Origin of the sequence: Micromonospora sp. CPCC 205739 (genome assembly GCF_036906795.1) — a bacterium.
Taxonomy (GTDB): domain Bacteria; phylum Actinomycetota; class Actinomycetes; order Mycobacteriales; family Micromonosporaceae; genus Micromonospora.
The window spans coordinates 291,958-317,609 of sequence record NZ_JBAKHS010000004.1; the positions used below are offsets into that span (position 1 = coordinate 291,958).

Here is a 25,652-nt window from a genome sequence, read left to right on the forward strand (position 1 = left end):
GGCACCCCGCCACGGGTGCTGCTGCTGACCGTCGCCGTCACGCTGACCGCCCTGACGGCGGTCGGGATCGGCCTGACCGTTCCCGCCGGGCTGCCGTCGGACGATCCCCTTCCCCCGGCCGCGCGGTTCGGCATCGCCCTGGTCGCGTTCGCCCTCGCCCAGCTGGCCCGGCTGCGGTTCCGCACCGCCACCGGCATGGTCAGCATCACCTGGGGCGAAGCCGCGCTGATCATCTGCCTCTACCTCGTACCGGCCGGGTGGCTGCCGGCCGCCGCGCTGCTCGGCTCCGGCCTGGCCTGGACGGGGATGTCGCTGGCCGTCGACCGCCGGCCGCCGCTCGAGGTGCTCCGGATAGCCGCCTCGCTGACCGCCGCCACCGCGCTCGCCGTGGCGGTCGCCACCGCGCTCGGCGCGCCGCTGCTGGCCGCGCCCACCCCCGGGCTCGCGCTCGCCCTGATCGCCGGCTCGGTGAGCTACCTGTTCGCCACCGCCTGCCTCGGCGGTGCCACCCTGGCGCTGCGGCACGGCGTCGCCATCGGCCCGCCGGTGCTCGCCGCCCTCCGCGGCAAGCTGCTGATGTTCGTCGGCAACGTGGCGGTCGGCCTGGTCGTGGTCGCCCTGGTGGAGATCGACGCCCGCTGGCTGCTGCTGCTCCCGCCCCCGCTCTGGCTGCTCCAGCAGACCTACCGGCACCGGCTCCGGGCCGACCAGGAACGCCGCGACTGGCGGGCGTTCGCGGAGGCGACCGCGGCGCTCAACCAGCTCGACGAGCGCGGGGTGGCCACCGCCGCGGTGACCGGCGCGCTCACCCTCTTCGGCGCCGAGCTGGTCGACGTCGACGTGGCGCGGGGCGACGGCCGTTGGCGCCGCTACCGGGGGGACGCCTCCGGCCAGGTGCGCGACCGCGAGGTCGGCCCGCCCGCCCGCCCGGCCACCGTCGAGCACGAGCTGGCCCGGGCGCTGACCGTCGGCGATGTCGAGGTCGGCGAGCTGCGGGTCCGCTTCCCCGCCTCGGCGCCGCCGAGCGCCCGCGAGCGGGACGCCGTGGCCGCCTTCTCTGACGCGCTCGCCGCCGCGCTGCACGACGCGGCCACCCACCGCGAGCTGCGACTGGTCAGCGCGCGGTCGTCGTACGAGGCGGTGCACGACGCGCTGACCGGGCTGGTGAACCGGGCGGCCATGCTCAGCAAGGGCGACCAGGCCCTGCGGCAGCTCGCCCACGACCACCCGGTGGCGCTGCTGCTGCTCGACATCAACCAGTTCAAAGAGGTCAACGACACCCTCGGGCACGCCGCCGGCGACCAGCTGCTGCGGCTCACCGCCAACCGGCTCGGCGCCCTCGCCCGCCCGGGCGACCTGCTGGGGCGCCTCGGCGGGGACGAGTTCGCCCTGCTGCTGACGTCGGTCCCGGTGATCGGCGACCGCACCGCCCCGATGGCGTACGCGCTGCGTCAGGCCCGGGAGATCGCCGAGCGGCTGGCCGCCCCGACCGAGGTGGCCGGGGTGCGGATGTCCGTCGAGGTGTCGGTGGGGGTGGTGGTGGCCGGGGCGGGCACCGCCGACCTGACCGAGCTGCTGCGCCGGGCCGACATCGCCATGTACCAGGCCAAGGAGGGCGGCGGCAGCGTCGCCGCGTACGACAGCTCCCGGGACGCCGCGAGCACCGACCAGCTGGCGCTGCTGGCGGAGCTGCGGGAGGCGTTGCAGGTCGACGACCAGCTGGTACTGGCCCTGCAACCGGCGGTCGACCTGGCCACCGGCGCCCCGACCGGGGTGGAGGCGCTGATCCGGTGGCGGCACCCGCGGCGCGGCTGGCTCGGCCCGGTCGACTTCATCCGCCCGGTGGAGAACAGCGAGCAGCTCGGCGCCTTCACCCGGTACGTGCTGGACAAGGCGCTCGCGGTGGCCGCCGACTGGGCCCGTGACGGCCTCGACGTGCCGATCTCGGTGAACCTCTCCGCCCGCAGCCTGCTCGACCCCCGCCTGCCGGCCGAGATCGCCGACGCGCTGCGCCGTCACCAGGTGCCGCCACAGCGGCTGGTCCTGGAGATCACCGAGACGGTGGTGATGAGCGAGCTGGAGGTGATCGACGAGGTGCTCGCCACGGTCCGCGCGATGGGCGTGCAGCTCGCCGTCGACGACTTCGGCACCGGCTTCTCGTCGCTGACCTTCCTGACCCGGATCGCGGTGGACGAGCTGAAGGTGGACCGCTCGTTCGTCATCCGGATGGCCGAGTCGCCGGAGGCCGCGGCGATCGTCCGAACCACCGTCGGGCTCGCCCACGAGCTGGGGCTGCGGGTGGTCGCGGAGGGCGTGGAGACTGCCGAGCAGCGGCTCGCCCTGGCCGAGCTGGGCTGCACCGCCGCGCAGGGGTACCACTTCTTCAAACCGATGCCGGCCGACAAGATCGGCGCCGTGCTCGGCACGCTGCGCGAGTCCGCCGAGTCGAACGTCTTCCCGCTGCGCGCCGACGGCGCCTCCTGACCACGGGCCCTCTTCGCCCGGCCCCGAAGGCGCCCGTGCGCGGCCCGCTCGCGAGATGCGGCGTGTCGGAGTGGCCGGGCGGCGGGACACCCCGACACGCCGCAAACCGGGGCCAGGCCGCAAACCGGGGCCAGGCCGCAAACCGGGGCCAGGCGGCAAACCGGGCCGCGGTCGCGCGCAGCCGCCCGGCCGCGGGTCAGGCGCGGGGGAGGACCTCGCCGACGACGGCCGGCAGTGCCGCCCAGTCGGCGGAGACGATGCTGGCGTGCGCCGCCGCCAGTTGGGCGACGCGGGCCCGGGCGGCGTCCGGGTCGGTGTTCCCCACCGCCGGCGGCACGTTCTGCGCGTCGGTCATCACCAGCAGGTAGTGGTTGGTGGCGTACCAGGAGGTGTCGATGGTGCCGTTGACGTACGCGCTCGCGTCGCCGTCGAAGACGACGAACCACGGCCGCAGGCCGACCTCGCTGTAGCGGGTGCGGGGGTCACCGGCCTGGGCGTTGTGCACGGCCGGGAAGGCCTGGGCCCGGGCCAGGGTGCCGGCCGACGCCAGCGCGGCCAGGTGGCGGGCGTACTCGACGTCGGTGCGCAGCGTGTCGGTCGGGTTGCCCTCCTCGACGGTGCCCGGGATCAGCTCGACGAGCACCTTGCCGGCGAGCTGCTGGCGGGTCGGCCAGGCGTCGGCCCGGGCGGCGGCGTCCAGCGAGGCGTACCCGCCGCGCAGGTCGGCCGGGCGGAAGACGCGGTCGCCGAGCCGGGCGGCGAGCAGCGCGTCGAGCTGGGCCGGCCCCTGCCCGGTACGGGCGCTGAACCCGGTCTTCAGCTCCAGCTTGAGCTGCAGCGGCCCGGCGTCGGGGTGGGCGCCCAGCCAGAGCCGGATGTCGTCCAGGCAGTGTTCCAGGTTCTTGTTGCGGGTGCCGGTGTAGAGCTGCGCGGCGCTGGTGGCGGCGACGCAGTTGTTGTCGTTGCCGAGCGGGTTGGAGTGGCTGACCCGCCACTGGCGCGTGAACACGTCCGGCCAGACGTCCAGCTCGATCATCCCGGGCCGGGCGTCGAGCGCCTGCGCCAGGTAGGTGTAGGTGCCGCGTTCGTACGCGTTGTGCGTGCCGACGGCCGTGGTCCCGGAGATCCGGGTGCCGGAGTCGACGGCCGCGGCGGCGGGGTGTCCGGTGAGGACCACCGCGAGCACCGCGACCGAGGTGAGTGCCGACAGACGACGGGATCCGCGCATGCGTGCCTCCTCGCGAGGCCGGCGACGATCGCCGGCATGCACAGATATAAATAGATGAAAGTGAACAGCGGAAGCTCCCGCGATTGCCGTCGGTCCGACCGGCGCGGGCCCGTCCGGCTGGATATGGTCGTCAGGTGAACCGACTCGCCGATGCGACCTCGCCGTACCTGCTCCAGCACGCCGACAACCCGGTCGACTGGTGGCCCTGGTGCGCGGAGGCCTTCGCCGAGGCGAAGCGGCGCGACGTGCCGGTGCTGATCTCGGTGGGCTACGCGGCCTGCCACTGGTGTCACGTGATGGCACACGAGTCGTTCGAGAACGAGCAGGTCGGCGCGCTGGTCAACGACGACTTCGTGGCAATCAAGGTGGACCGGGAGGAGCGGCCGGACGTCGACGCCGTCTACATGACCGCCACCCAGGCGATGACCGGGCAGGGCGGCTGGCCGATGACGGTCTTCGCCACGCCCGACGGCACCCCGTTCTTCTGCGGCACCTACTTCCCCCGGGCGAACTTCGTCCGGCTGCTCGAGTCCGTCGCCACCGCGTGGCGCGACCAGCGCGAGGCGGTGCTGCGCCAGGGCGCCGCCGTGGTCGAGGCGATCGGTGGGGCCCAGGCCGTCGGCGGGCCGGCCGCCCCGCTCACCGTCGAACTGCTCGACGCCGCCGCCGACCAGCTCTCCCGGGAGTACGACGCGACGAACGGCGGCTTCGGCGGGGCGCCGAAGTTCCCGCCGCACATGAACCTGCTCTTCCTGCTGCGCCACCACCGGCGCACCGGTTCCACGCGGAGCCTGGAGATCGCCCGGCACACCGCCGAGGCGATGGCCCGGGGCGGCATCCACGACCAGCTCGCCGGCGGCTTCGCCCGCTACTCGGTGGACGCGCACTGGACCGTGCCGCACTTCGAGAAGATGCTCTACGACAACGCGCTGCTGCTGCGCTGCTACACCGAACTGTGGCGGCTCACCGGGGACCGGCTGGCCCGGCGGGTGGCCCGGGACACCGCCCGGTTCCTCGCCGACGAGCTGCACCGCCCCGGCGAGGGCTTCGCCTCCGCCCTCGACGCGGACACCGAGGGCGTCGAGGGGCTCACCTACGCCTGGACGCCGGCGCAGCTGGTGGAGGCGCTGGGGGAGGAGGACGGCCGCTGGGCCGCCGACCTGTTCGAGGTGACCGAGGCGGGCACCTTCGAGCACGGTACGAGCGTGCTGCGGCTGGCCCGCGACGTGGACGACGCCGACCCGGAGATCCGCAGCCGCTGGCGGGACGTCGTCGGCCGGCTGCTGGCCGCCCGTGACGCCCGTCCCCAGCCGGCCCGCGACGACAAGGTGGTGGCCGCCTGGAACGGCCTGGCGATCACCGCCATCGCCGAGTTCCTCCGCGTCGCCGCCCTGTACGCCTCGCCGGACGACGAGGACGTGAACCTGATGGAGGGCGTCACCATCGTCGCCGACGGCGCGATGCGGGACGCCGCGGAGCACCTGGCCGCCGTGCACATCGTGGACGGGCGGCTGCGCCGGGCGTCGCGCGACAAGGTGGTGGGCGAGCCGGCCGGCGTGCTGGAGGACTACGGCTGCGTGGCCGAGGCGTTCTGCGCCATGCACCAGCTCACCGGCGAGGGACGCTGGCTGGAGCTGGCCGGTGGGCTGCTGGACACCGCGCTGGCCCGGTTCGCCGCCCCGGGCGGCGGCTTCTACGACACGGCCGACGACGCGGAGCAGTTGGTCGCCCGGCCGGCCGACCCGACCGACAACGCCACCCCGTCGGGGCGCTCGGCGATCGTGGCGGCGCTGGTGGCGTACTCGGCGCTGACCGGCGAGAGCCGCTACCGGGAGGCGGCCGAGGCGGCCCTGGCCACCGTCGCCCCGATCGTCGAGCGGCACGCCCGGTTCACCGGCTACGCGGCGACGGTGGGGGAGGCGCTGCTCTCCGGGCCGTACGAGATCGCGGTCGCCACCGACGACCCGGCGGGTGACCCGCTGGTGGCCGCCGCGGTGAAGCACGCCCCGCCTGGCGCGGTGGTGGTGGCCGGCCGACCCGACCAGCCGGGGGTACCGCTGCTCGCGGAGCGACCGCTGGTCGACGGGCAACCCACCGCGTACGTCTGCCGGGGTTTCGTCTGCCAGCGGCCGGTGACCTCGGTCGACGACCTGGTCGCCCAGCTCGGCTGAGGCCCGCCGCCCCGCCGGGGTGGATCGGGCGGGCCTGCGCCCCTCGCGGCGGAGACCGGTGGTCGCCCGGATAGGCTGGCGGCGCTATGGATTCCCGTACCGGTCTCCCCGTCGTCGGCATGGTGGGCGGGGGCCAGCTGGCCCGGATGACCCACCAGGCCGCCATCGCCCTCGGCCAGTCACTGCGCGTACTGGCGCTCGCCCCGGACGACGGCGCGGCCCTGGTCGCCGCCGACGTCCAGTACGGCGATCACACCGACCTCTCCGCGCTGCGCACCTTCGCCAAGGGCTGCGACGTGGTCACCTTCGACCACGAGCACGTGCCCACCGAGCACATCCGCGCCCTCACCGCCGAGGGCGTGCGGCTCTTCCCGGCCGCCGACGCGCTGCTGCACGCCCAGGACAAGCGGATCATGCGGGAGCGCCTCGGCGCGCTGGGCGCCCCGAACCCGGCCTGGCGCCCGGTCGCCGAGCCCGCCGACCTGGTCGACTTCGGCGCCGAGCAGGGCTGGCCGGTGGTGCTCAAGGCGGCCCGCGGCGGGTACGACGGCCGGGGCGTCTGGATGGTCGACGACGCCACGCAGGCCGCCGAGCTGGCCGCGACGCTGCTGGCCGGCGGCACCTCCCTGATCGTCGAGGAGCGGGTGGCGCTGCGCCGGGAGCTGGCCGTGCAGGTGGCCCGTTCGCCGTTCGGGCAGGTCGCCGCGTACCCGGTGGTGGAGACCGTGCAGCGGGACGGGATCTGCGTCGAGGTGCTCGCCCCGGCGCCCGACCTGCCGGAGGAGCTGGCGCTCGCCGCCCAGCAGCTCGCCATCGACCTGGCCACCGCGCTCGGCGTGGTCGGCCTGCTCGCGGTGGAGCTGTTCGAGACCGACGCCGGCCTGGTCGTCAACGAGCTGGCCATGCGGCCGCACAACTCCGGGCACTGGACCATCGAGGGCGCCCGCACCTCGCAGTTCGAGCAGCACCTGCGGGCCGTGCTCGACTACCCGATGGGCGACACCTCGCTGACCGCGCCGGTGGTGGTGATGGCGAACGTCCTCGGCGGCGAGCCGGGCGGGATCTCCATCGACGAGCGGCTGCACCACCTCTTCGCCGCCGAGCCGGGCGCCAAGGTCCACCTGTACGGCAAGCAGGTGCGGCCGGGCCGGAAGATCGGGCACGTCACGGTGCTCGGCGACGACCTGGACGACGTACGGGCGCGGGCGGCGCGGGCCGCCCGTTGGCTGCGCGAGGGACACAGTGAGCGCGAGGCGTGAGCTTGCCAGCCCCGCAGTCGCGAACGAAGGGGAGCCGCGTGTGAGCACCGTCGGGTTGATCATGGGCAGCGATTCGGACTGGCCGGTCATGAAGGCCGCCGCCGAGGCGCTGGACGAGTTCGAGGTCTCCTACGAGGTCGGCGTCGTCTCCGCCCACCGCACCCCGGTCAAGATGATCGAGTACGGCCGCTCCGCCGCCGAACGGGGCGTCAAGGTGATCATCGCCGGGGCGGGCGGCGCGGCCCACCTGCCCGGCATGGTCGCCTCGGTGACCCCGCTGCCGGTGATCGGCGTGCCGGTGCCGCTGAAGCACCTCGACGGGATGGACTCGCTGCTCTCCATCGTGCAGATGCCGGCCGGCGTGCCGGTCGCCACGGTGTCGATCGGCAACGCCCGCAACGCCGGCCTGCTCGCCGTCCGCATCCTGGCCGCCTCGGACCCGGCGCTGCTCAAGCGGATGACCGCCTTCCAGGCGAGCCTGGAGGAGATGGTGGCCGGCAAGGAAGCCGCCCTCCGCGCCTCCCTCGCCTGACCGCTCCACACGACGACGGTGCTCACATCCAGTGATGCCAGGTGGCATCACGCAGTGTGTCGGCTCTGACGGCCCTCGGGTCCCAGGTCCGCTCCTTTGCTCTGCTGCCCCATCGGCGACACCGCCGCGAACAGCCGGAACGCGACCCGGCGCCAAACCCCCTGCGAATCTTGGGCAGTTACCGTTCCGATCGAACGGGAACTATCCAAGATCTCCGCGATCGACCCCCAAACCAGGGCGGAGAGGGCCCGAGGGGCCGTGAGTGGCGCGTGGAGGGCAGCAGAGCAAAGGCGGTACGGGGTGGGGCCTGGGCCGGAGTTGTCGTCACCAGGGGTAGCCGCGATCCCTGATCACGCCATCCCGCACGCCGCCCGGGACCAACAAACCACCCGGCACGCTCTGCGCACCAAGGCACCCACGCCACAGGGACCCTCGAATTCATCTCATGCCGCGCAGCGCGGTCTGCAACCGCTCCTGGGCGCGGCGGCGGCGCTCGTTGCTCGCCCCCAGCACCAGCAGCACCACGCCGACCGGGATCAGCACCAGCCACGGGCCCAGGCTGAACAGCGCGTGCACCGCGGCGATCGCGGTCACCGTGGCGCCGACGATCACCGGTGCCTGCTGCCGGCTCGTCGTGCCGAAGATCAGCACCGCCACCGCACCGAGCAGCAGCAGCACCTGCCGCAGCATGCTGGACTCGGTGGCCAGCACGATCGCCAAGGTCGGTACGAACGCGGCGACCAGCGCCGGCCCGTACGCCACCCAGCTCGACAGGTCCGGCCGGTGCCGCAGCTCCAGCACCCCCACCAGCAGGGCCAGCGCCGCGAACGGCAGCGTGTACGCCTCGGGCAGCGCGACGTCGGCGACCCGCATCAGGATCCACCAGGCGGTGATCTCGCAGGCCACCACGGCCCAGAACAGGATCTGCCGTTCCAGCGGGCGGCGCCCCGGCCGGCTCGCGGCCACCCCGAGCACGGCACCCCAGGCGGCCAGCAGGGCGGCGATGTGCCGGGGCGAGTCGTAGGCCAGTGCCAGGGCGATCAGCGCGGCGGCGTACCCGCTCCACTCCACGGTGGCCGCCTCGCGCATCGCCTCGGGCCGGCGCAGCCTCGGCAGGGTCGCCGCGAAGACCTGCAGCGCCGCGCCGACCGCCAGCACCCCGAACGCCGACCAGACGGCGGCGAACCCGGCGACCAGCCCGGCGGTGAGCACGAAGAGCTGCGCCATCAGCGAGGCGAAGAGCCAGCCCAGGATGCGCGCCCGCTGGGTGGTGCCGAAGAGCGCGGCGACGGTGCCGACACCCACCGCCCCGCCCAGCGTGAACAGGGTCAGGCCCTGAGTGCCGAGGCTGCCGGCCAGCCCGGCGCCGCCGCCGGCCAGCCCGATCACGAAGACCAGCACCCGGGTCACCCGCAGCGACCGGGCCCGCTCGGCCAGCGGCGGGGGTGGGGTCAGCGCCAGCCCGAGCATCGAGATGGTGAAGACCGCGAGCGCCGCCAGGGAACTCTCCGGCCAGGCGTGGCCGAGCGCGACCGGGGTGATCAGCAGGGTCACCGCCAGCCCCGGCAGGACCACCGGTACGGCCCGGGAGCGCCGCCCGCCGCTGAGCCCGGTGGCCGCCAGCGCGGCGGTCGCGGTGAGCAGCAGCGCGGTCAGCACGTGGGTGGCATCGACCGCCTCCGGGGGCGGGGTGAGCAGCTCCGGCGGCGGTCCCTGCCAGATCCGGGAGAGCATCCGGTGCGGCTCCACCAGGGCGATGTAGAGCAGCGGCGCGAGCGAGGCCAGGGCCAGCATCGTCGGCAGCGCCGCCGCGGCGAACGCGCCGACGGCGGGGCTGACCCGCCAGCGGCGTTCGGTGCCGTCGTCCGGCAACCGGCGCAGCGCGCCGTCCAGCAGCACGGCCCACCGGCGGACCGGCTGGGCCGAGCCGACCGGCGGGACGGTGGCCGCCCGGACCAGCTCGGCGAGCACCCCGAGCAGCGCCGCCGCGGCGGCGTACACCCCGGAGGGGAGGTGGGCGAAGATGGCGGCCAACGCGCTGACCGTCGCACCGCCGACGATCGCCGCGCTCGCGTACGGCAGGTACTGCGGCACCTGGCGGCGGACCGCGGCGACCCCGGCCAACCCGATGCTGGACGCCGCCAGCGCGGCGGTCAGCACCACCTGGGCCGAGTGATCGAACTCTGCGGCCAGCGCGGCGACCGCGCCCGGCAGCGCCAGCAGGGCGGCGCCCGCCGCCGCGCCGCCGATCCGCACCAGGTGCGGCGGCATCCCCTCGGTCTCCACGTCCTCCACCAGCGACGGGGCGAGCCCCCGGGCCAGCGCCGCGACCACCAGGCCGATCAGCGCGATGGCGCCCAGCGCCAGCGCGGTGGTCCACGGCCGGACCAGCCCGGCCGCCGCCGCGTGCAGCGCCACCGCACCGGCGACGACCGCCCGGGACAGCCCCGCGCGCGGGTCGGCCGAGGCCACCGCGGCCATCCCGAAGACCGTGGCGACCATGGTGCCGACCAGCACCGGTGACCACCAGGGCAGGTCGAAGGCGGCCGGGGCGCCCACGGTGGCGAGCACGGCTGCCGCGCCGGCGACGTCGTACTTCCAGGGCGGCGGGAGCAGGATCCCGGCCGCCGTGCCGAGCATCGCCAGGGCCACCGGGGCCTGCCAGGTGCTTCCGCCGGTGGGGGCGGCCGGCCAGCCGGCGAGGTCGCCGGCCCAGATCGGGCCGGGGGTGGCGAGCACCCCGACCCCGCCGCGCAGGGCCGACCAGCCGGCGAGCAGGCCGATCAGGACACCGCCGACGGCGATCCCGAGCACCGGGCCGCGGCGCCACTCCTCGGGCATCGCCCGGGCGGCGACGGCGACCAGCAGCACCAGGGCGGCGGCCACCGCGAGCTGCCCGCCGGCGGAGATCACCGCGGCGATCCGGGCCAGGGTGGCGATCAGCGCGGCGGTGACCGCCGCGGCGGCCAGGTCGGAGCCGTCGAGGGCGAGGTCGGACCGGCGACCGGCGTCGATCCGTGGGGCGAGCAGGAGCAGCACGGTGGCGACCAGCAGCAGCCCGCCCACCCAGGCGTCGGCGGCGGTGGTGCCGGGGGCGCCGAAGGCGGCGGCGACGACCGCGAGCGCGCCGAGCGCCGTGCCCGCCGCGTGCGGCAGGGGGATGTGCCGCTGGGAGACCTGCACCATGGCCGCGTAGCCGAGCGTGACGCAGACGGCGAGGAAGCCGGAGGCCAGGATCGGGACGGTCAGCTCGCGCAGCATCGCCGGGGTCGGCGCGGGGACGGCCGGTTCGGTGGCGGCGACGAAGGCGGCCACCGCGCCCGGCAGCGCGAAGGACGCCCCGCCGGCCGCCCAGCCGGAGAGCGTGTCGGCCGCCGCCGGGGTGATCCGCACCCGGGGCGCGAGCGCGACCAGCACCCCCGCCAGGACCAGGGTGACCAGCGCCGCCGCGGTCAACGCGGGCCGGCTCAGCGCGGCCCCGGCGCCGATCACACCGACCACCGTCGCGGTGACGGCGTGCACCAGCGCGGCCCGGCTGGTGCCGGCGGAGAGGCCGAGCACCCCGATGCCGACCGCCGCGAGCACCATCGGCCACGGCGCGGCCGCCCAGCCGAGGCCGAGGGAGGCCGGCACGGCGAGCGCGGTCAGCCCCGCGCCGACCACCGCGAACTCGCGGCGGATCTCCGGGGGCAGGGCGAGCACCGCCGCCACGGTCAGCAGCAGGGCGCTCGCGGCGAGCTGCCAGGCCGCCGGGCCGACCGCCGCGGCCAGCTCGCCGGGGAACCGGGTCAGGTCGGCCGACCAGGCCGGCAGGGCCGCGCGGGCCGGGGCCAGCCCGGCGCGCAGGGCGCCGCCGGCGACCACCACCCCGCTGACCGTGAGCGCCGCCGCGGCGGCGAACTGCGGGCCGCGCCGGGCCGCCTCCGGTACGGCCCGCACGGCCAGCCCGGTGAGCGTGATGACGGCGGCGATCAGCAGCAGCGCGCGACCGGGATAGGCGACCGAGGCGACCCGGCCGAGCGCCCCGATCACGGCCAGGGTCATGATGCCGGCGGCCACGTCGGGAATCGGCGGTCGCCGCAGCACCAGCGCCCCGGCCAGGGCCACCGCCGCGGCCAGCAGCAGTGCCGCGCCGGCCACCGTGGCCGTCGGTACGGTGGCCGCCCGCAGCAGCGCGGTGACCGCGTACGCCAGGGCGAGCGCCACCGCCGCGCCGTGCAGCAGCCAGGTCACCTGGGGCAGCCACGGCACCGGCCGGACGACCTCCTCCGGTGCCGGGGCGGCCGTGGCGCCGAGCACCTCGCCGGCTTCCTCGGGGGCCGCCTCGGGCCGGCCCTCGGTGGCGGTGCGCTGCCGGGGCGCGGTCGGCGGGGCCGGCGGGTCGACCGGCAGGTCGCGGCGGATCGGGCGTTCCACCAGCAACGACGAGCGGGCCAGCCAGAGGTCGAGCACGGCGACGAGGGTCAGCGCGAGCGCCCACCCGCCGGGGCCGGTGATCCGGTCGTACGCCAGCAGCGGCACCACGGGTTGGGCGGCGAGCACGGCGGCGAAGCGGGGCGCGCGCAGGCCGGTGCCCCGGGCGTACCCGAGGGCGACGGCGGCGGTCACCGCGAAGATCACCCCGGAGAAGACCGCGCCGGAGGCCCCGCCGCCGCCGATCCGGTCCACCGCCCAGAGCGCGTACCCGGCCAGCGGCACCAGCAGCAGGCCGACCGCCGCGATCGTCTCGGCGGTCGAGGTGAGCCCGCGCCGGGCCAGCACCGGCGGGGCGAGCAGCAGCAGCACGGTGGCGACCAGCAGGATGCCCAGCCGGGCCAGGGCGTCCATCGAGCTGGTCGCGACGGCGGCGAAGACCACCGCGGCCACGGCCAGCAGCAGCGCGCCCAACCCGAGCGGGATGTTCTGCACCTCCCGGGAGGACGCCTCCGGCGGGTGCTCCGGGTCGTCGGCGTCCAGCCAGCTGGCGGTGGCGCGCGGGGGCGGCGGTGGGCCGTCGTCCGGCCCGGGCGGCGCGGCGCCCTGCCGGGGCACCCGGGGCGGCGCGCCGGTGGCGGCGGTCGGCGGTCGGCGGCCCGGCTTGCGGCGCAGCACCCGGCGCGGCCGGGTCGCCTGCTTGAGCCGCTCCTCACCGGCGTGGGCGAGGATGTCGCGCTGGAAGAGGGCGGCCTGCATCTTGGCGGCGATCTGGCGCTGCTCGGCGAGGATGGCCGCCTCGCGCGCCTTCATCTCCGCGATGGACCGCTCGATCTCCGCCAGGTGTTCGCGCCACTGCGGCTGCTCGGCACCGCAGTGCGGGCAACGGGCGGCCGGCTGTATCTTCCGCCCGCACGAGGAGCACTGAAAGCTCTCCACGACACCCCTCCACCCGGCCGGCCCGCACTGTGGACCTCCAGTGTCGAGCATGCCCTGCCCCGGCGCGGATTTCGACACCTGGCGCTGGCGATTCGGCACAACGCAGAGCGCCGGCCGGGAAGCGGTGCTTCCCGGCCGGCGCGTCGATGCTTGTCCGTCAGGGGCGGCCCATGCCGCGGTACTCCCAGCCGGCCTGCGTCCACAGTGTGGAGTCGAGGCAGTTGCGCCCGTCGACCACCTTGCGCCCGGCGGCCAGCTCGCCGAGGACGACCGGGTCGGCGTTGCGGAAGTCGGCCCACTCGGTGAGCACGCAGACCAGGTCGGCGCCGGTCACCGCGTCGTTCATGCTGGCCTCGTAGGTCAGCTCGGGGGCCACCCGGCGGGCGTTCTCGGTGCCCTGCGGGTCGTACACGTGCACGTCCGCGCCGGACTTGGCCAGCAGGGCGGCGACGGCGAGCGCCGGGGCGTCGCGGACGTCGTCGGTGTTGGGCTTGAAGGTGGCGCCCAGCACCGCGATGCGGGTACCGGAGAAGTCCGGGCCGGCCGGGCCGGAGCGGCGGCCGAGCAGGTCGGCGGCGAGCTGGAGGACCCGGGTACGACGGCGGAGGTTGATCAGGTCCACCTCGTGCAGGAAGCGCAGCGCCTCCCCGGCACCCAGCTCCTGCGCCCGGGCCTGGAAGGCACGGATGTCCTTGGGCAGGCAGGCGCCGCCGAAGCCGAGGCCGGCCTGGAGGAACCGGTTGCCGATGCGCGGGTCGTACCCGATGGCCCGGGCCAGCTGGGTGACGTCGCCGCCGGAGGCCTCGCAGACCTCGGCCATCGCGTTGATGAAGGAGATCTTGGTGGCCAGGAAGGCGTTCGCGGCGACCTTGACCAGCTCGGCGGTGGCGAAGTCGGTGACCACCAGGGGCACCTCGCGGTCCTCGGTGGCGGCCAGGTCGAAGACGCCCTTGTGGGCGGCGTAGAGCATGCCGTTGGCCCACTCGGTCTTGACGCCGACCACGATCCGGTTGGGGCGCAGCACGTCGTCGACGGCGAAGCCCTCCTGGAGGAACTCGGGGCTCCAGGCCACCTCGACGCCCAGGTCGGTGGGGGTGTGCTTGCCGACCAGCTGCTCCACCCACTCGGCGGTGCCGACCGGGACGGTGGACTTGCCGACGATCAGCGCCTTGCGGGTCAGGTGCTGGGCCAGGCTGGTCACCGACGCCTCGACGTAGGACAGGTCGGCGCCCATCCCGTCGGCGCGCTGCGGGGTGCCCACGCAGATGAAGTGCACGTCGCCGAAGTCGGCGACCTCGGCGATGTCGGTGCTGAACCGCAGCCGGCCGGCGCCCAGGTTGCGCCGGAGCAGCTCGTCCAGGCCCGGCTCGTGGATCGGCACCTCGCCCGCGTTGAGCTTGGCGATCTTCTCGGCGTCGACGTCGAAGCCGAGGACCTCGTAGCCCAGCTCGGCGTAGCAGATGGCGTACGTCGCGCCGAGGTAGCCGGTGCCCAGGAAGGTCACCCGCGGTCGGGGCGCACCCGAGGGCGGCGTCACCGGGGTGATGGCCGGCACCGGCTGGATGTTCGGGTACGGGATCGTCACGCCTGTCTTCTCCGCTCGCACTGGCGGCGCTTCGCTGCGTCGCGTTCGGCTGGGGGCGCCATGGCCGGGCACCGAGGGACTTTGTCGTCTTGTGTGAGGGTAGTTGTGCCGTGTCGACGCCTGTCGTGCGCGAGCCTACCCGCCGGTAAGGTCCGGCCGGACCTGGTGGCTATCCTTCAGTCTGCGGCAGTCGGCGGCCTCCGGACGCCACAGACTGCGCATGATAGCGGTGAAAGGGGAGGGCCGACATGGCCGCAGATCAGTCGTTCGACGTCTACCGGTTGCCCGATGAGCACGAGGCGATCCGGGAGGCGGTCCGTGAGGTCTGTGACGCGAAGGTGGCCCCCAACGCCGCCGAGGCGGACGAGACCGGCGAGTTCCCCAAGGCGTCCTACGACGCGCTGCGGGCCGCGGACTTCCACGCCCCGCACATCCCGGTCGAGTACGGCGGCGCCGGCGCGGACGCGCTGGCCACGGCCATCGTGATCGAGGAGGTGGCGCGGGCCTGCGCCTCGTCGTCGCTGATCCCGGCGGTGAACAAGCTCGGCACCATGCCGCTGATCCTGGCCGGCTCCGAGGAGCTGAAGCAGAAGTACCTGAGCCGGGTCGCCTCCGGCGACGCCATGTTCTCGTACTGCCTCTCCGAGCCGGAGGCGGGCAGCGACGCCGCCTCGATGACCACCAAGGCCGTGCGGGACGGCGACCACTGGGTGCTCAACGGCGTGAAGCGCTGGATCACCAACGCGGGCGTCTCGGAGTACTACACCGTCTTCGCTGTGACCGATCCCACAGCCCGCTCGCGGGGCATCTCCGCGTTCGTGGTGGAGAAGGCCGACGCCGGGGTCAGCTTCGGCGCGCCGGAGAAGAAGCTCGGCATCAAGGGCTCCCCGACCCGCGAGGTCTACCTGGACAACGTCCGGATCCCGGCCGACCGGATGATCGGCGCCGAGGGCACCGGCTTCGCCACCGCGATGCGGACCCTGGACCACACCCGGGTCACCATCGCCGCGCAGGCCGTCGGCATCGCGCAGGGCGCGCTCGACTACGCCAAGGGGTACGTCGCCGAGCGCAAGCAGTTCGGCAAGCCGGTCGCCGACTTCCAGGGCGTCCAGTTCATGCTCGCCGACATGGGCATGAAGCTGGAGGCGGCCCGGCAGCTGACGTACGCGGCGGCGGGCAAGTCCGAGCGGGGCGACGCCGACCTGACCTACTTCGGCGCGGCGGCCAAGTGCTTCGCCTCGGACGCGGCCATGGAGATCACCACCGACGCGGTGCAGCTGCTCGGCGGCTACGGCTACACCCGCGACTACCCGGTCGAGCGGATGATGCGGGACGCCAAGATCACCCAGATCTACGAGGGCACCAACCAGGTGCAGCGCATCGTGATGGCCCGCCAGCTCCTCAAGGGCTGACCACTGCTCGGGCGGGCGGGCCGGCGTACCGGCCCGCCCGCAACCGTCAACGGTCCTCGGTGCCACCGGCCCCGTAGCGGGGCGGCGCGGTCCACGGCGACTCCGTGCCGCTGCGCCGGGGCAGCGGCTCGGTGGGGGTGTTCAGCTCGGGGTAGCCGAGGGTGAGCGGGGCCGTCTCCTGCTCGTTGCGCGACCCGCCTGACGACCAGTCGCCCAACGGGAAGGTGTCCTCCGACGGTGTGTCGTCGGCCGGGGTCAGCTCCGCCCCGGTCGCCGACGCCGCCGGCCAGCGCCGCCAGCGCTGCCCGCTGAAGGCCGCCATCAGCAGCAGCAGGCCGATCAGGAACAGCGTGCCGTTCTGCAGCGGCTCCTGCAGCGGCAGCGGGTCCCCGAGCACCTTCCAGCCGTCGGGGATGCCGTCGAGCACGGTGAACGGGGCGATGAACATCCCGACGTACGGGGTGACCAGCAGCAGCCCGGCGACGACGGGGCCGAGCGGCGAGATGCGCAGGGTGCCGAGCAGGCCGAGCAGGATGCCGGCGACGCCGAGGTAGACGGCCGGCTCGATCAGGTTGGGCGTGCTGTACGTACCGATCTCCACCCAGCGGTTCACGGTCCGATCCGACCCGTCCTGCCCGAGGGTGAGCAGTACCCAGGTGATGGGCGCCACCACCAGACCGGCGAGGAAGCTCCAGAGATGTCGCATCCGCGCACCGTACCGTTTCCTCCATGACCGAGCACCCCTCCGCCGCCCCGCCGGGCAAGCCGACCTCGTACTCCCGGGTCACGCTGAGCCGCATCATGACCGCCGTCGACGTGAACCTCTACGGGACGGTGCACGGCGGTGTGTTGATGAAGTTCGTCGACGACGTGGCAGGGGCCGCCGCGGCGCGGCACAGCGGGGGCACGGCCGTCACCGCCGCCATCGACGAGATCGTCTTCTCGGAGGCGGTCCGGGTCGGCGACCTGGTGCACGCGCACGCCCAGGTGAACTGGACCGGGCAGACCTCGATGGAGGTGGGCGTCCGGGTGGTCGCCGAGCGCTGGGACTCCGCCGAGGACGAGCCGGTCCGGGTGGCCACCGCGTACCTGGTCTTCGTCGGGGTCGACGTGGGCGGCGCGCCCCGGGTGGTCCGGCCGGTGCTGCCGGAGACCCTGGACGACGAGCGCCGGTTCCGGGAGGCCGAGATCCGCCGGGCGCACCGGCTGGCCCGGCGCCGGGCCATCCAGGCGCACCGGGCCGGCTGAGGCGCCCGCCCGGCCGGCCCACACAGGTGGCCGGTCCGGCGTGTGGACCGGCCACGCCCCCTCACCGGCGTCGGGTGCGGAGAATGACGCTTCGAGGTAGGGCAAGATGGCGCCACGGCCCATGCACAGTGTGGTGTGGGGCCCGAGGGAGGGTGGAGCAGTGGGTGACGTGCTGTGGACGCCGCCGGCGGACGTACTCCAGCGGTCGCGGATCGGGAACTACCTGCGCTGGCTGCGGGAGCACCGCGGGCTGGACTTCGCCGACTACGACGAGCTGTGGCGCTGGTCGGTCGAGGACCTGGACGGGTTCTGGCGCTCGATCTGGGACCACTTCGAGGTGGTCGCCCACACCCCGCCGACGGCGACCCTCACCGACCCGGCGATGCCCGGCGCCCGCTGGTTCCCCGGGGCGACGCTCAACTACGCCGAGAACGTGCTGCGGATGCCGGGTCGCGCCGACGACGACCCGGTGGTGCTCGCGCACGGCCAGACCCGCGCGCCGGTCACGCTGACCGCGGCGCAGCTGCGCGAGCAGGTCCGCCGGGTGGCGGCCGGGCTGCGCCGGCTCGGCGTGGTCGCCGGGGACCGGGTGGCCGCGTACGCCCCGAACATCCCCGAGACGTACGTGCTGCTGCTCGCCGCCAGCAGCCTGGGGGCGATCTTCTCCTCCTGCGCGCCTGAGTTCGGCACCCGCAGCGTCACCGACCGCTGGCAGCAGATCGAGCCGAAGGTGCTGGTGGCGGTGGACGGCTACCGGTACGGCGACAAGCCGGTGGACCGGCGCGGCGAGGTGGCCGCCATCCGGGCCGCCCTGCCCTCGCTGGAGCACACCGTCGGCATCGCCTACCTCGACCCGGCGGGCACCAACGGCCATAATTCGGCCTCCGCGCCGCTGGGCGGCACTCCGGACCGAATGAAGGCCGCGCCGGAGGGCGCGCTGGGCTGGGACGAGTTAGCCGCGGAGACCGACGAGCCGCTGACCTTCACCCCGGTGCCGTTCGACCACCCGCTGTACGTGCTCTACTCCTCCGGCACCACCGGCCTGCCGAAGCCGATCGTGCACGGCCACGGGGGCATCCTGCTGGAGCACCTGAAGATGCTCGCCCTGCACCACGACCTGGGCCCGGCCGACCGGTTCTTCTGGTTCACCACCACCGGCTGGATGATGTGGAACTTCCTGGTCTCCGGCCCGGCGGTGGGTGCGGCGATCGTGCTCTTCGACGGCAACCCGGGCCACCCCGACCTGGGTGCGCTCTGGCGACTGGCCGAGGAAACCGGGACGACGTACTTCGGCACCTCCGCGCCGTTCCTGCTGGCCTGCCGCAAGGCCGGCCTGGTGCCGAAGGAGATCGCCGACCTCTCCGCGCTGCGCGGGGTCGGCTCGACCGGCGCGCCGCTGCCCGCCGAGGGCTTCACCTGGGTGTACGAGACGGTCGGTGAGCGCCTGCAGCTGCAGTCCCTCTCCGGTGGCACCGACGTCTGCACCGGTTTCGTCGGCGGGGTGCCGCTGCTGGCGGTGCACGCCGGGGAGATCACCTGCCGGGCGCTGGGCGCGAAGGTGGAGGCCCGTTCCGCCGACGGCACCCCGGTCATCGGTGAGCTGGGCGAGCTGGTGATCACCGCGCCGATGCCGAGCATGCCGGTGGGCTTCTGGAACGACCCGGACGGCCGCCGCTACTCCGAGGCGTACTTCGAGGTCTACCCCGGGGTGTGGCGGCACGGCGACTGGATCACCATCAACGAGCGGGGCGGCTGCGTGATCACCGGCCGGTCCGACGCCACCCTCAACCGGGGCGGCGTGCGGCTCGGCACCGCCGAGTTCTACTCGGTGGTGGAGGGGCTGGACGAGGTCGTCGACTCGGTGGTCGTGCACCTGGAGGACGACGAGGGCGGCGCGGGTGAGCTGCTGCTCTTCGTCGTCCTCGCCGAGGGCCTGGAGCTGGACGACGCCCTGCGGAAGAAGATCTGCCGTGAGCTGCGGACCGCCCTCTCGCCCCGGCACGTCCCGGACGAGATCCACCAGGTCCGCGCCGTCCCGCGCACCCTCTCGGCGAAGAAGCTGGAGGTGCCGGTCAAGAAGATCCTCACCGGCACCCCGGTGGACTCGGCCGCCGCCAAGGGGGCCCTGGCCAACCCCGAATCGCTGACCGCCTTCGCCGCCTTCGCCCAGCGCCGCACCACCGACCACGACACCCCCACCCCCGCCTGACGGGCGGGGTGGGTCAGGCGAGGGTCCGGGTCACCTTCTCGGACGCCACCCGGCCGTCGAGCCGGGTGGCGTCGAAGTTGCCGCAGAGGACGACGCTGGCGCGCCGCACCAGCGGGGCGAGCAGCCAGTCGACCGGGTCGGGGTGGCGGGCGGCGTCGATCAGGAGGCGGTCGCCGGGGCTGATCCCCAGCGCCGTCGCGCGGGCGTCCGCCCGGACCAGCAGCGCCGCGTCCCCCGGGCCACCCGGGGAGTACGCCGTGAAGTGGTCGCCGTGGGTGCGTACCTCGACCACGTAGTCCGCGAAACCGGCCGGCAGCTCGCGCAGCGGGGCCGCGAACGGGGCGAGCGCGAGGGCGTACCGGTCCCCGGCCGGCCAGGCGTCCGCCTCGGCGACCCGGTCGGCGGCGGCGAAGAGCACGTCCACGTCACCCGGCGTGTCGGCCACCGTCAACCCGGCCGACCAGCAGCCCAGCAGCACCGCGGCGGTCTGCCAGTGCGGCGGGAGCAGCACCCCGGCCGCGTCGCCGGGGGAGAGGGCCAGCTCGTCGACGAGCAGGTTGGCGGTCTTGGCCACCCAGTTCGCCAAGGTCGCGCCGGAAAGTTCGGTGCGCTCGCCGGTGGCGTCGTCGTACCAGGTCAGCAGGGGGCGGGCGGGGTCGGTCGCGATCGCGTCGGCGAAGACCCCGGCAATGTTCTCGGCCATCGGCGCGAACGATACGCCGCCGCGACCCGTACTCGATGTCGATGACAAGTCGGCGTACCGTCGGGTCGCAGTCAGCGTCCGGACCGGGCTCCGGCGTAGGCTTGCCCGGAGTGTTGTTCCCCACAGACCCGCCAGTTCAAGGAGTCGCCCCGTGACCGCCGGTCGCCCGCCCCGCGTGCTCATCGACGCCACGAGTGTCCCCGCCGACCGCGGCGGCGTCGGTAGATACGTCGACGGCCTCCTCGGCGCCCTCGGCACCGTGTGCGGTACGGGGGTGGACCTGGTCGTGGTCAGCCTCCGCACCGACCTGGAGCGCTACACCCGGATGCTGCCGGGCGCGGAGGTCATCGGAGCCCCGGCGGCCGTCGCGCACCGGCCCGCCCGCCTCGCCTGGGAGCAGACCGGCCTGCCGCTGCTCGCCCAGCAGGTCGGCGCGGAGGTGCTGCACTCGCCCTTCTACACCTGCCCGCTGCGGGCCGGCTGCCCGGTCACGGTCACCGTGCACGACGCGACCTTCTTCACCGAGCCGGAGCACTACGACAAGTCCCGGCGGACGTTCTTCCGCAGCGCGATCAAGACCTCGCTGCGTCGCGCCGACCGGGTGATCGTGCCGAGCAAGGCCACCCGGGACGAGCTGATCCGGCTGCTCGACGCCGACCCCACCCGGATCGACGTCGCGTACCATGGCGTCGACCACGCGGCCTTCCACGCCCCGAGCGAGGAGGAGAAGGCCCGGGTCCGGGCCCGGCTCGGGCTGGGCAACAGCAGCTACGTGGCCTTCCTCGGCGCCAAGGAGCCGCGCAAGAACGTACCCAACCTGATCCGGGGCTGGGCCCGCGCGGTGGGCGACCGGACCGACCCGCCGGCCCTGGTGGTGGCCGGCGGCCAGGGGCACGACGACGACATCGACCGCGCGGTCGCCGAGGTGCCGTCGCACCTGCGCCTGCTGCGCCCGGGTTACCTGCGCTACGCCGACCTGCCCGGCTTCCTCGGCGGCGCGCTGGTCGCCGCCTACCCGTCGTACGGCGAGGGTTTCGGGCTGCCGATCCTGGAGGCGATGGCCTGCGCGGCCCCGGTGCTCACCACCCCGCGCCTGTCCCTGCCCGAGGTGGGTGGCGACGCGGTCGCCTACACCAGCGAGGACCCGGAGCAGATCGCCACCGACCTGGCCGCCCTCCTCGACGACGAGCAGCGCCGGCTCTCCCTGGCCAAGGCCGGTTTCGACCGGGCCAAGGAGTTCACCTGGGGGTCCAGCGCCGAGGTGCACATCGCGGCGTGGAGCCGGGCGCGGTCCTGAGCGTGCGACGACCGGACGAACGACCCCGCGTCCGCCCCCAGCCGGTTCGGGCATGATGTGCTGATGCTCTACGCCGTCATCCCGGCGGGTGGCAGCGGCACGAGACTGTGGCCGCTGTCCCGCGCGGGGCACCCCAAGTTCCTCCACCCCCTCACCGGCACCAGCGCCTCGCTGCTCCAGGCGACCGTGAACCGGTTGGCACCGCTGACCACACCGGACCACATCCTGGTCGTCACCGGGGCGGCGCACGCGGCGGCGGTGGCCCGGCAGCTCACCGGACTGCCCGAGGAGAACATCCTGGTGGAGCCCTCCCCGCGGGACTCCTGCGCGGCGATCGCGCTGGCCGCCGCGGTGATCGCGCAGCGGGACCCGGAGGCGGTGATGGGCTCCTTCGCGGCCGACCACCTGATCCGCGACGCCGAGGCCTGGGTGGAGACGGTGCGCGCGGCGGTACGCGGCGCCGAGCGGGGTCTACTGATGACGGTGGGCATCACCCCGACCCGCGCCGAAACCGGGTACGGCTACCTGGAGACCGGCGAGCCGACCGGCGACGGTCCGCTGCGCCCGGTGACCGAGTTCAAGGAGAAGCCGGCCGCGCCGGTCGCCGAGGCGTACCTGCGCTCGGGGCGGCACCTCTGGAACGCGAGCATGTTCGTCTGGCGGGTGGACGTCTTCCTCGCCGAACTGGCCCGCCAGCAGCCGGCCCTGCACGCCGGGGTGAGCGCCATCGCCGCCGCCTGGGGCACCCCCGAGCAGGACGACATCCTGGGCACGGTCTGGCCGACCCTGCCGAAGATCTCCGTCGACTACGCGGTGATGGAGGGCGCGGCGACCGCCGGCCGGGTCGCGACGGTCCCCGGCGACTTCGGGTGGAACGACGTCGGCGACTTCCACACCCTCGGTGACGTGCTCCCCGCCGATCCGGCCGGCAACGTGGTGCTGGGCTCCGACGCCAAGCCGGGCGTGCTGCTGCACGACTGCGGCGACCTGGTGGTGGTGGCGCAGTCCGGCCGGCTGGTGGCCGCGCTCGGGGTGCGGGACCTGATCGTGGTGGACACCCCGGACGCGGTGCTGGTCTGCCCGCGCGACCGCGCCCAGGACGTCAAGGTGCTGGTCGACCAGCTCAAGGAGCGGGGCGAGGAGGGCCTGGTCTGACCCGCTTCGCCGCCGGTGGCCGACTCAGGCGCGGCGGCGCAGCGCGGCCAGGGCCGGCGCGACGAGCTGGACCGTCCCGCCGGCCAGCGGCTCGGGCAGCCGGTCCGGCGGGAACCAGCCCAGCGCCTCGGACTCGTCGCTGACCCGTTCCACCGCGCCGGGCGGGGCGAAGACCGCGAAGCGCACGTCGTGGTGCAGCGAGCCGCCCTGGCAGGCCACCGGGTGGATGTCCACGTCGATCGGCACCGGGTCGACGACCAGCCCGGCGATCCCCGACTCCTCGGTCGCCTCGCGCAGCGCGGCCCCGGCGAGGGTGCGGTCGGCCGGCTCGCAGTGCCCGCCGAGCTGCACCCACCGGCGGAACTTGCCGTGCAGGCAGAGCAGCACCCGCGCGCCAGTGGCGTCGAGCACCAGCGCGCTGGCGGTGACGTGCCCGGGCCGGTGGCTCCGGCTCATCGCCACCGGCCCGGCGGCCAGCAGCTCCAGGGTGCGCTCGCGCGCCTCGGCGGCGGCGGGGCTGGTCGCCGCCCATCCGCTCAGCAGCGCCACCGCGTCGGCGTGCAGCGCCGGCTCTCCGCCCGCTCCGGGCGGGTCGAGGCGAGGCGTCGGGTCGGGGCGGGGTGTCGGGGTGGGAAGGTCGGGCACCCCGACACTCTACGAGCGGCGGCTCCGTACCCTGGCCCGGTGAGCCTGCGACTCGTCGAGTTCGTCGTGGCCGGCAACGAGGCCAGCGACCTGCTGCCGGTCCGTTCCCCGGCGCTGCTGCGCGCGTACGGCGCCCGACGCGGGTTCTGGACCGTGCTGGACGAGGGCCCGGTGGAGCGCTGCCTGGCGCTGCTGCTGGAACGCGCCGACGGCGAGTGGATTGCCCACCACGTGCCCGCCGACGCCGGGCCGGAGAACGGCCGCACCGAGGACGGCGAGGCGCTGGCCCACCACGACGGCTGGGTGTACGTCTTCGGCTCGCACTTCGGCTCGAAGGCCGGTCCGCTGCGCCCCCGCCGGGCGTTCGTGGCGCGGTTCCGGGAGGACGACGCGGCGGCGGGGACCCTGCCGGTGCGGGTGGTGCGCAACCGGTTCCGGGTGCACCGGGTGGTCAACGACGCGTTGGCGAAGGCGCCGTTCACCCCGCTGCCGCCCGGGGACCGGGTCCGCCGCCGGTTCATCGTCGAGACGCTGGCCCGGGGCACCGCCCGGGCGAAGAGCTGGGTGAGCCGGCTCGCCGAGGACGACCTGCCGCTGAACGTCGAGGCCGCCGCGTTCACCCCGGACGGCACGGTGCTGCTCGGCCTCCGCTTCCCGGTGACCACCGCCGGTGAGCCGGTCCTGGTCGAGCTGGTCGGGGTGCCGGAGATGTTCGCCGAGGGCGGGGAGTGGCCGGTGGCCGGCCGGGCGTACGCGCTGACCGGGGTGACGCCGCCGGGCGCGCTGGTCGGCTTCCGCGCGATCGCCCCGACCGCCGACGGCGGCTACGCGGCGGTGGTCGGCTCGATCGACGCGCTGGGCAAGGGCTCGGTGCTGCTGGACGACCACCCGGCGGGTGGCGGGGTGACCTCCCGGCACGTGCGCTTCGGCTGGGCGCCGGCGGCCGACGACCACCTGATCGCCGGGGAGCTGGTGGCCGACCTGGCGCCCTTCCACCACGTGGAGGGTCTGGCCGAGCTGGACGGGAGCTGCTTCTACGTCACCGACGAGGACCACCGGGTCGCGCTCTGGATCGGCTGACGGGCCAGTGGGGCGCGGAGCGCCCGGGGACACCTCTGCGGAACCAGGGCCGCAGACCCTCGTGGTGTCTCCCGGGCGCGTCCAGCGCCCCAGGCGTCCCGGTCGGGTGGCAGGTGGACCCCTTCACACCGCCTGACCGGGCAGTAGGAGCATGCCAACCGGTGGTCGGGGGCGTCGAGGTCTTTCAGCTCTGGCTTAAAAGTGGAGGTAAGTGCCGGGCGGGTAGAGTGCAGAGGGTCGGTGGGCAATCCCCCTGCCCGCCCTCAGGAGCGCTTCCATGCTGACGATCCACTTCTCCCAGGAGGACATCCTCCGGACCCGGGTGGCCCCCGCGGCCGACCCGATCTGGGAGCTGGTGCTGAGTCTGCACCTGCTGCAGGGCCGCACCCGGGACCCGCTGATGGCGCACTGGCGCCGGGGCGTCGCCCGCGAGCTGCGCCGTGACGTCACCTCCGACCAGCTCCGGCTGCTCTTCGCGCTGAACCCGCCGCGCGGCTATTTCCCCGACTTCCTCACCCCGTACGAGAGCGTGGCGGGGTTCGAGGCGGGGCTGGAGGCGGTCCGGGCCACCCCGATCGACCTGCTGAACCGGGACCTGACCGTGCTGGCGGGGGCGAACTCGCTGCCCTCCTCCGCCAGCGCGCTGGCCCGCGGCGAGCCGGAGGTGCTCCGGCTCCTGACCGACTCGATGACGCAGTACCGGTCGGTGGCGCTGGAGCCGTACTGGGGGCGGATCCAGGCGGCGGTGGAGGCGGACCGCAACCGGCGCGCCCGGGCGCTGCTCGACGGCGGCGCGGAAGGGCTGTTGTCCAGCCTGCGCCCCGCGATGCGCTGGGAGTCCGGCCGGTTGATGGTGCACGACTACCCGTACAGCCGCGAGCTGCACCTGGACGGGCGCGGGCTGCTGCTGGTGCCCTCGTTCTTCTGCGCGCGTACCCCGGTGGCGCTGCTCGACCCGGCGCTGCCCCCGGTGCTGGTCTATCCGGTGGACCGGCTGGGCGGTCTGGCCCCGGCGCCCGGCGAGGGCGCCGGCCCGACCCGCGACGGGGCCGGGCGGGACGCGCTCGCCGCGCTGCTCGGCCGGACCCGGGCCGCCGTGCTGGAGGCCAGCGACGACGGCTGCACCACCGGCGAGGTGGCCCGGCGGCTGCACATCTCGCCGGCCGCCGCCAGCCAGCACACCGCCGTGCTGCGCAACGCCGGGCTGCTGGTCAGCCAGCGGGACCGCAACACGGTGCTGCACACCCTGACCCCGCTGGGCCGGGCCATGCTCGACGCCTGACCCGGCCCTG

At 74.8% G+C, this 25,652-nt stretch carries 17 protein-coding genes; 11 read left to right on the forward strand and 6 right to left on the reverse strand.

Annotation, left to right across the window (positions count from 1 at the left end; translation table 11 throughout):
* Positions 1-15: 15 nt before the first annotated feature.
* Positions 16-2,484 (forward strand): putative bifunctional diguanylate cyclase/phosphodiesterase, encoded by a 2,469-nt coding sequence (locus V6U88_RS09600; protein WP_442934607.1) that lies wholly within the window; start codon positions 16-18, stop codon positions 2,482-2,484.
* A 196-nt stretch (positions 2,485-2,680) separates the two neighbouring features.
* Here the strand turns inward: V6U88_RS09600 and V6U88_RS09605 are convergent, their stop codons facing one another.
* Entirely contained in the window at positions 2,681-3,712 is a 1,032-nt protein-coding gene (locus V6U88_RS09605; protein WP_334451669.1) for a phosphatidylinositol-specific phospholipase C domain-containing protein, read from the reverse strand.
* 134 nt (positions 3,713-3,846) lie between these two features.
* Here V6U88_RS09605 and V6U88_RS09610 point away from each other — a divergent pair, with 134 nt between their 5' ends.
* The 3 genes from V6U88_RS09610 to purE all read left to right on the forward strand — a co-directional run bounded on the left by V6U88_RS09610 (position 3,847) and on the right by purE (position 7,674).
* Positions 3,847-5,883: a thioredoxin domain-containing protein gene (locus V6U88_RS09610; protein WP_334451670.1), complete on the forward strand. Its 2,037-nt coding sequence runs from the start codon at positions 3,847-3,849 to the stop codon at positions 5,881-5,883.
* Positions 5,884-5,969: 86 nt separating this feature from the next.
* Complete coding sequence (locus V6U88_RS09615) at positions 5,970-7,142, forward strand: 5-(carboxyamino)imidazole ribonucleotide synthase (RefSeq protein WP_334451672.1); 1,173 nt, start codon at positions 5,970-5,972, stop codon at positions 7,140-7,142.
* A gap of 40 nt (positions 7,143-7,182) precedes the next feature.
* A complete protein-coding gene (gene purE / locus V6U88_RS09620) occupies positions 7,183-7,674 on the forward strand; it encodes a 5-(carboxyamino)imidazole ribonucleotide mutase (RefSeq protein ID WP_334451673.1) in 492 nt (163 codons plus the stop codon).
* Positions 7,675-8,112: 438 nt separating this feature from the next.
* On the opposite strand, the gene V6U88_RS09625 is transcribed toward purE, so the two are convergent.
* On the reverse strand, positions 8,113-13,026 hold the full coding sequence (locus tag V6U88_RS09625) for an SCO7613 C-terminal domain-containing membrane protein (RefSeq protein ID WP_334451675.1): 4,914 nt from the start codon (positions 13,024-13,026) through the stop codon (positions 8,113-8,115).
* 157 nt (positions 13,027-13,183) lie between these two features.
* A complete protein-coding gene (locus V6U88_RS09630) occupies positions 13,184-14,611 on the reverse strand; it encodes a UDP-glucose dehydrogenase family protein (protein WP_334451677.1) in 1,428 nt (475 codons plus the stop codon).
* A 248-nt stretch (positions 14,612-14,859) separates the two neighbouring features.
* Here V6U88_RS09630 and V6U88_RS09635 point away from each other — a divergent pair, with 248 nt between their 5' ends.
* Positions 14,860-16,023, forward strand: coding sequence for an acyl-CoA dehydrogenase family protein (locus V6U88_RS09635; protein WP_334451679.1), 1,164 nt, complete (start codon positions 14,860-14,862; stop codon positions 16,021-16,023).
* Positions 16,024-16,069: 46 nt separating this feature from the next.
* On the opposite strand, the gene V6U88_RS09640 is transcribed toward V6U88_RS09635, so the two are convergent.
* Positions 16,070-16,729, reverse strand: a complete 660-nt coding sequence (locus V6U88_RS09640) for a hypothetical protein (RefSeq protein ID WP_334451681.1) — start codon at positions 16,727-16,729, stop codon at positions 16,070-16,072.
* A gap of 23 nt (positions 16,730-16,752) precedes the next feature.
* Here V6U88_RS09640 and V6U88_RS09645 point away from each other — a divergent pair, with 23 nt between their 5' ends.
* Entirely contained in the window at positions 16,753-17,271 is a 519-nt protein-coding gene (locus V6U88_RS09645; protein WP_334451683.1) for an acyl-CoA thioesterase, read from the forward strand.
* Between the two features lie 160 nt (positions 17,272-17,431).
* Entirely contained in the window at positions 17,432-19,480 is a 2,049-nt protein-coding gene (locus V6U88_RS09650; protein WP_334451685.1) for an acetoacetate--CoA ligase, read from the forward strand.
* Positions 19,481-19,493: 13 nt separating this feature from the next.
* Here V6U88_RS09650 and V6U88_RS09655 read toward each other — a convergent pair whose 3' ends face one another.
* A complete protein-coding gene (locus V6U88_RS09655; RefSeq protein ID WP_334451687.1) occupies positions 19,494-20,183 on the reverse strand; it encodes a TIGR03089 family protein in 690 nt (229 codons plus the stop codon).
* Positions 20,184-20,334: 151 nt separating this feature from the next.
* On the opposite strand from V6U88_RS09655, the gene V6U88_RS09660 reads away from it, so the two are divergent.
* Together V6U88_RS09660 and V6U88_RS09665 are read left to right on the forward strand one after the other, a co-directional pair.
* On the forward strand, positions 20,335-21,480 hold the full coding sequence (locus V6U88_RS09660) for a glycosyltransferase family 4 protein (RefSeq protein WP_334451689.1): 1,146 nt from the start codon (positions 20,335-20,337) through the stop codon (positions 21,478-21,480).
* A gap of 63 nt (positions 21,481-21,543) precedes the next feature.
* Positions 21,544-22,635, forward strand: a complete 1,092-nt coding sequence (locus V6U88_RS09665) for a mannose-1-phosphate guanylyltransferase (protein WP_334451690.1) — start codon at positions 21,544-21,546, stop codon at positions 22,633-22,635.
* Between the two features lie 24 nt (positions 22,636-22,659).
* Here V6U88_RS09665 and V6U88_RS09670 read toward each other — a convergent pair whose 3' ends face one another.
* The gene (locus V6U88_RS09670) at positions 22,660-23,199 is read right to left on the reverse strand and encodes an NUDIX hydrolase (protein WP_334451919.1); all 540 of its coding nucleotides are present in this window, start codon (positions 23,197-23,199) and stop codon (positions 22,660-22,662) included.
* Positions 23,200-23,319: 120 nt separating this feature from the next.
* Here V6U88_RS09670 and V6U88_RS09675 point away from each other — a divergent pair, with 120 nt between their 5' ends.
* Both V6U88_RS09675 and V6U88_RS09680 read left to right on the forward strand, forming a co-directional pair.
* A complete protein-coding gene (locus V6U88_RS09675; RefSeq protein WP_334451691.1) occupies positions 23,320-24,360 on the forward strand; it encodes a hypothetical protein in 1,041 nt (346 codons plus the stop codon).
* Positions 24,361-24,637: 277 nt separating this feature from the next.
* Positions 24,638-25,642, forward strand: a complete 1,005-nt coding sequence (locus V6U88_RS09680; RefSeq protein ID WP_334451693.1) for an ArsR/SmtB family transcription factor — start codon at positions 24,638-24,640, stop codon at positions 25,640-25,642.
* Positions 25,643-25,652 lie beyond the last annotated feature (10 nt).

Coding starts and splice junctions, on each gene's coding strand:
- V6U88_RS09665 (WP_334451690.1), top strand. CDS start 21,544: ATGCTCTACGCCGTCATCCCGGCGGGTGGCAGCGGCACGAGACTGTGG.
- V6U88_RS09615 (WP_334451672.1), top strand. CDS start 5,970: ATGGATTCCCGTACCGGTCTCCCCGTCGTCGGCATGGTGGGCGGGGGC.
- V6U88_RS09680 (WP_334451693.1), top strand. CDS start 24,638: ATGCTGACGATCCACTTCTCCCAGGAGGACATCCTCCGGACCCGGGTG.
- V6U88_RS09640 (WP_334451681.1), bottom strand. CDS start 16,729: ATGCGACATCTCTGGAGCTTCCTCGCCGGTCTGGTGGTGGCGCCCATC.
- V6U88_RS09655 (WP_334451687.1), bottom strand. CDS start 20,183: ATGGCCGAGAACATTGCCGGGGTCTTCGCCGACGCGATCGCGACCGAC.
- V6U88_RS09645 (WP_334451683.1), top strand. CDS start 16,753: ATGACCGAGCACCCCTCCGCCGCCCCGCCGGGCAAGCCGACCTCGTAC.
- V6U88_RS09605 (WP_334451669.1), bottom strand. CDS start 3,712: ATGCGCGGATCCCGTCGTCTGTCGGCACTCACCTCGGTCGCGGTGCTC.
- V6U88_RS09635 (WP_334451679.1), top strand. CDS start 14,860: ATGGCCGCAGATCAGTCGTTCGACGTCTACCGGTTGCCCGATGAGCAC.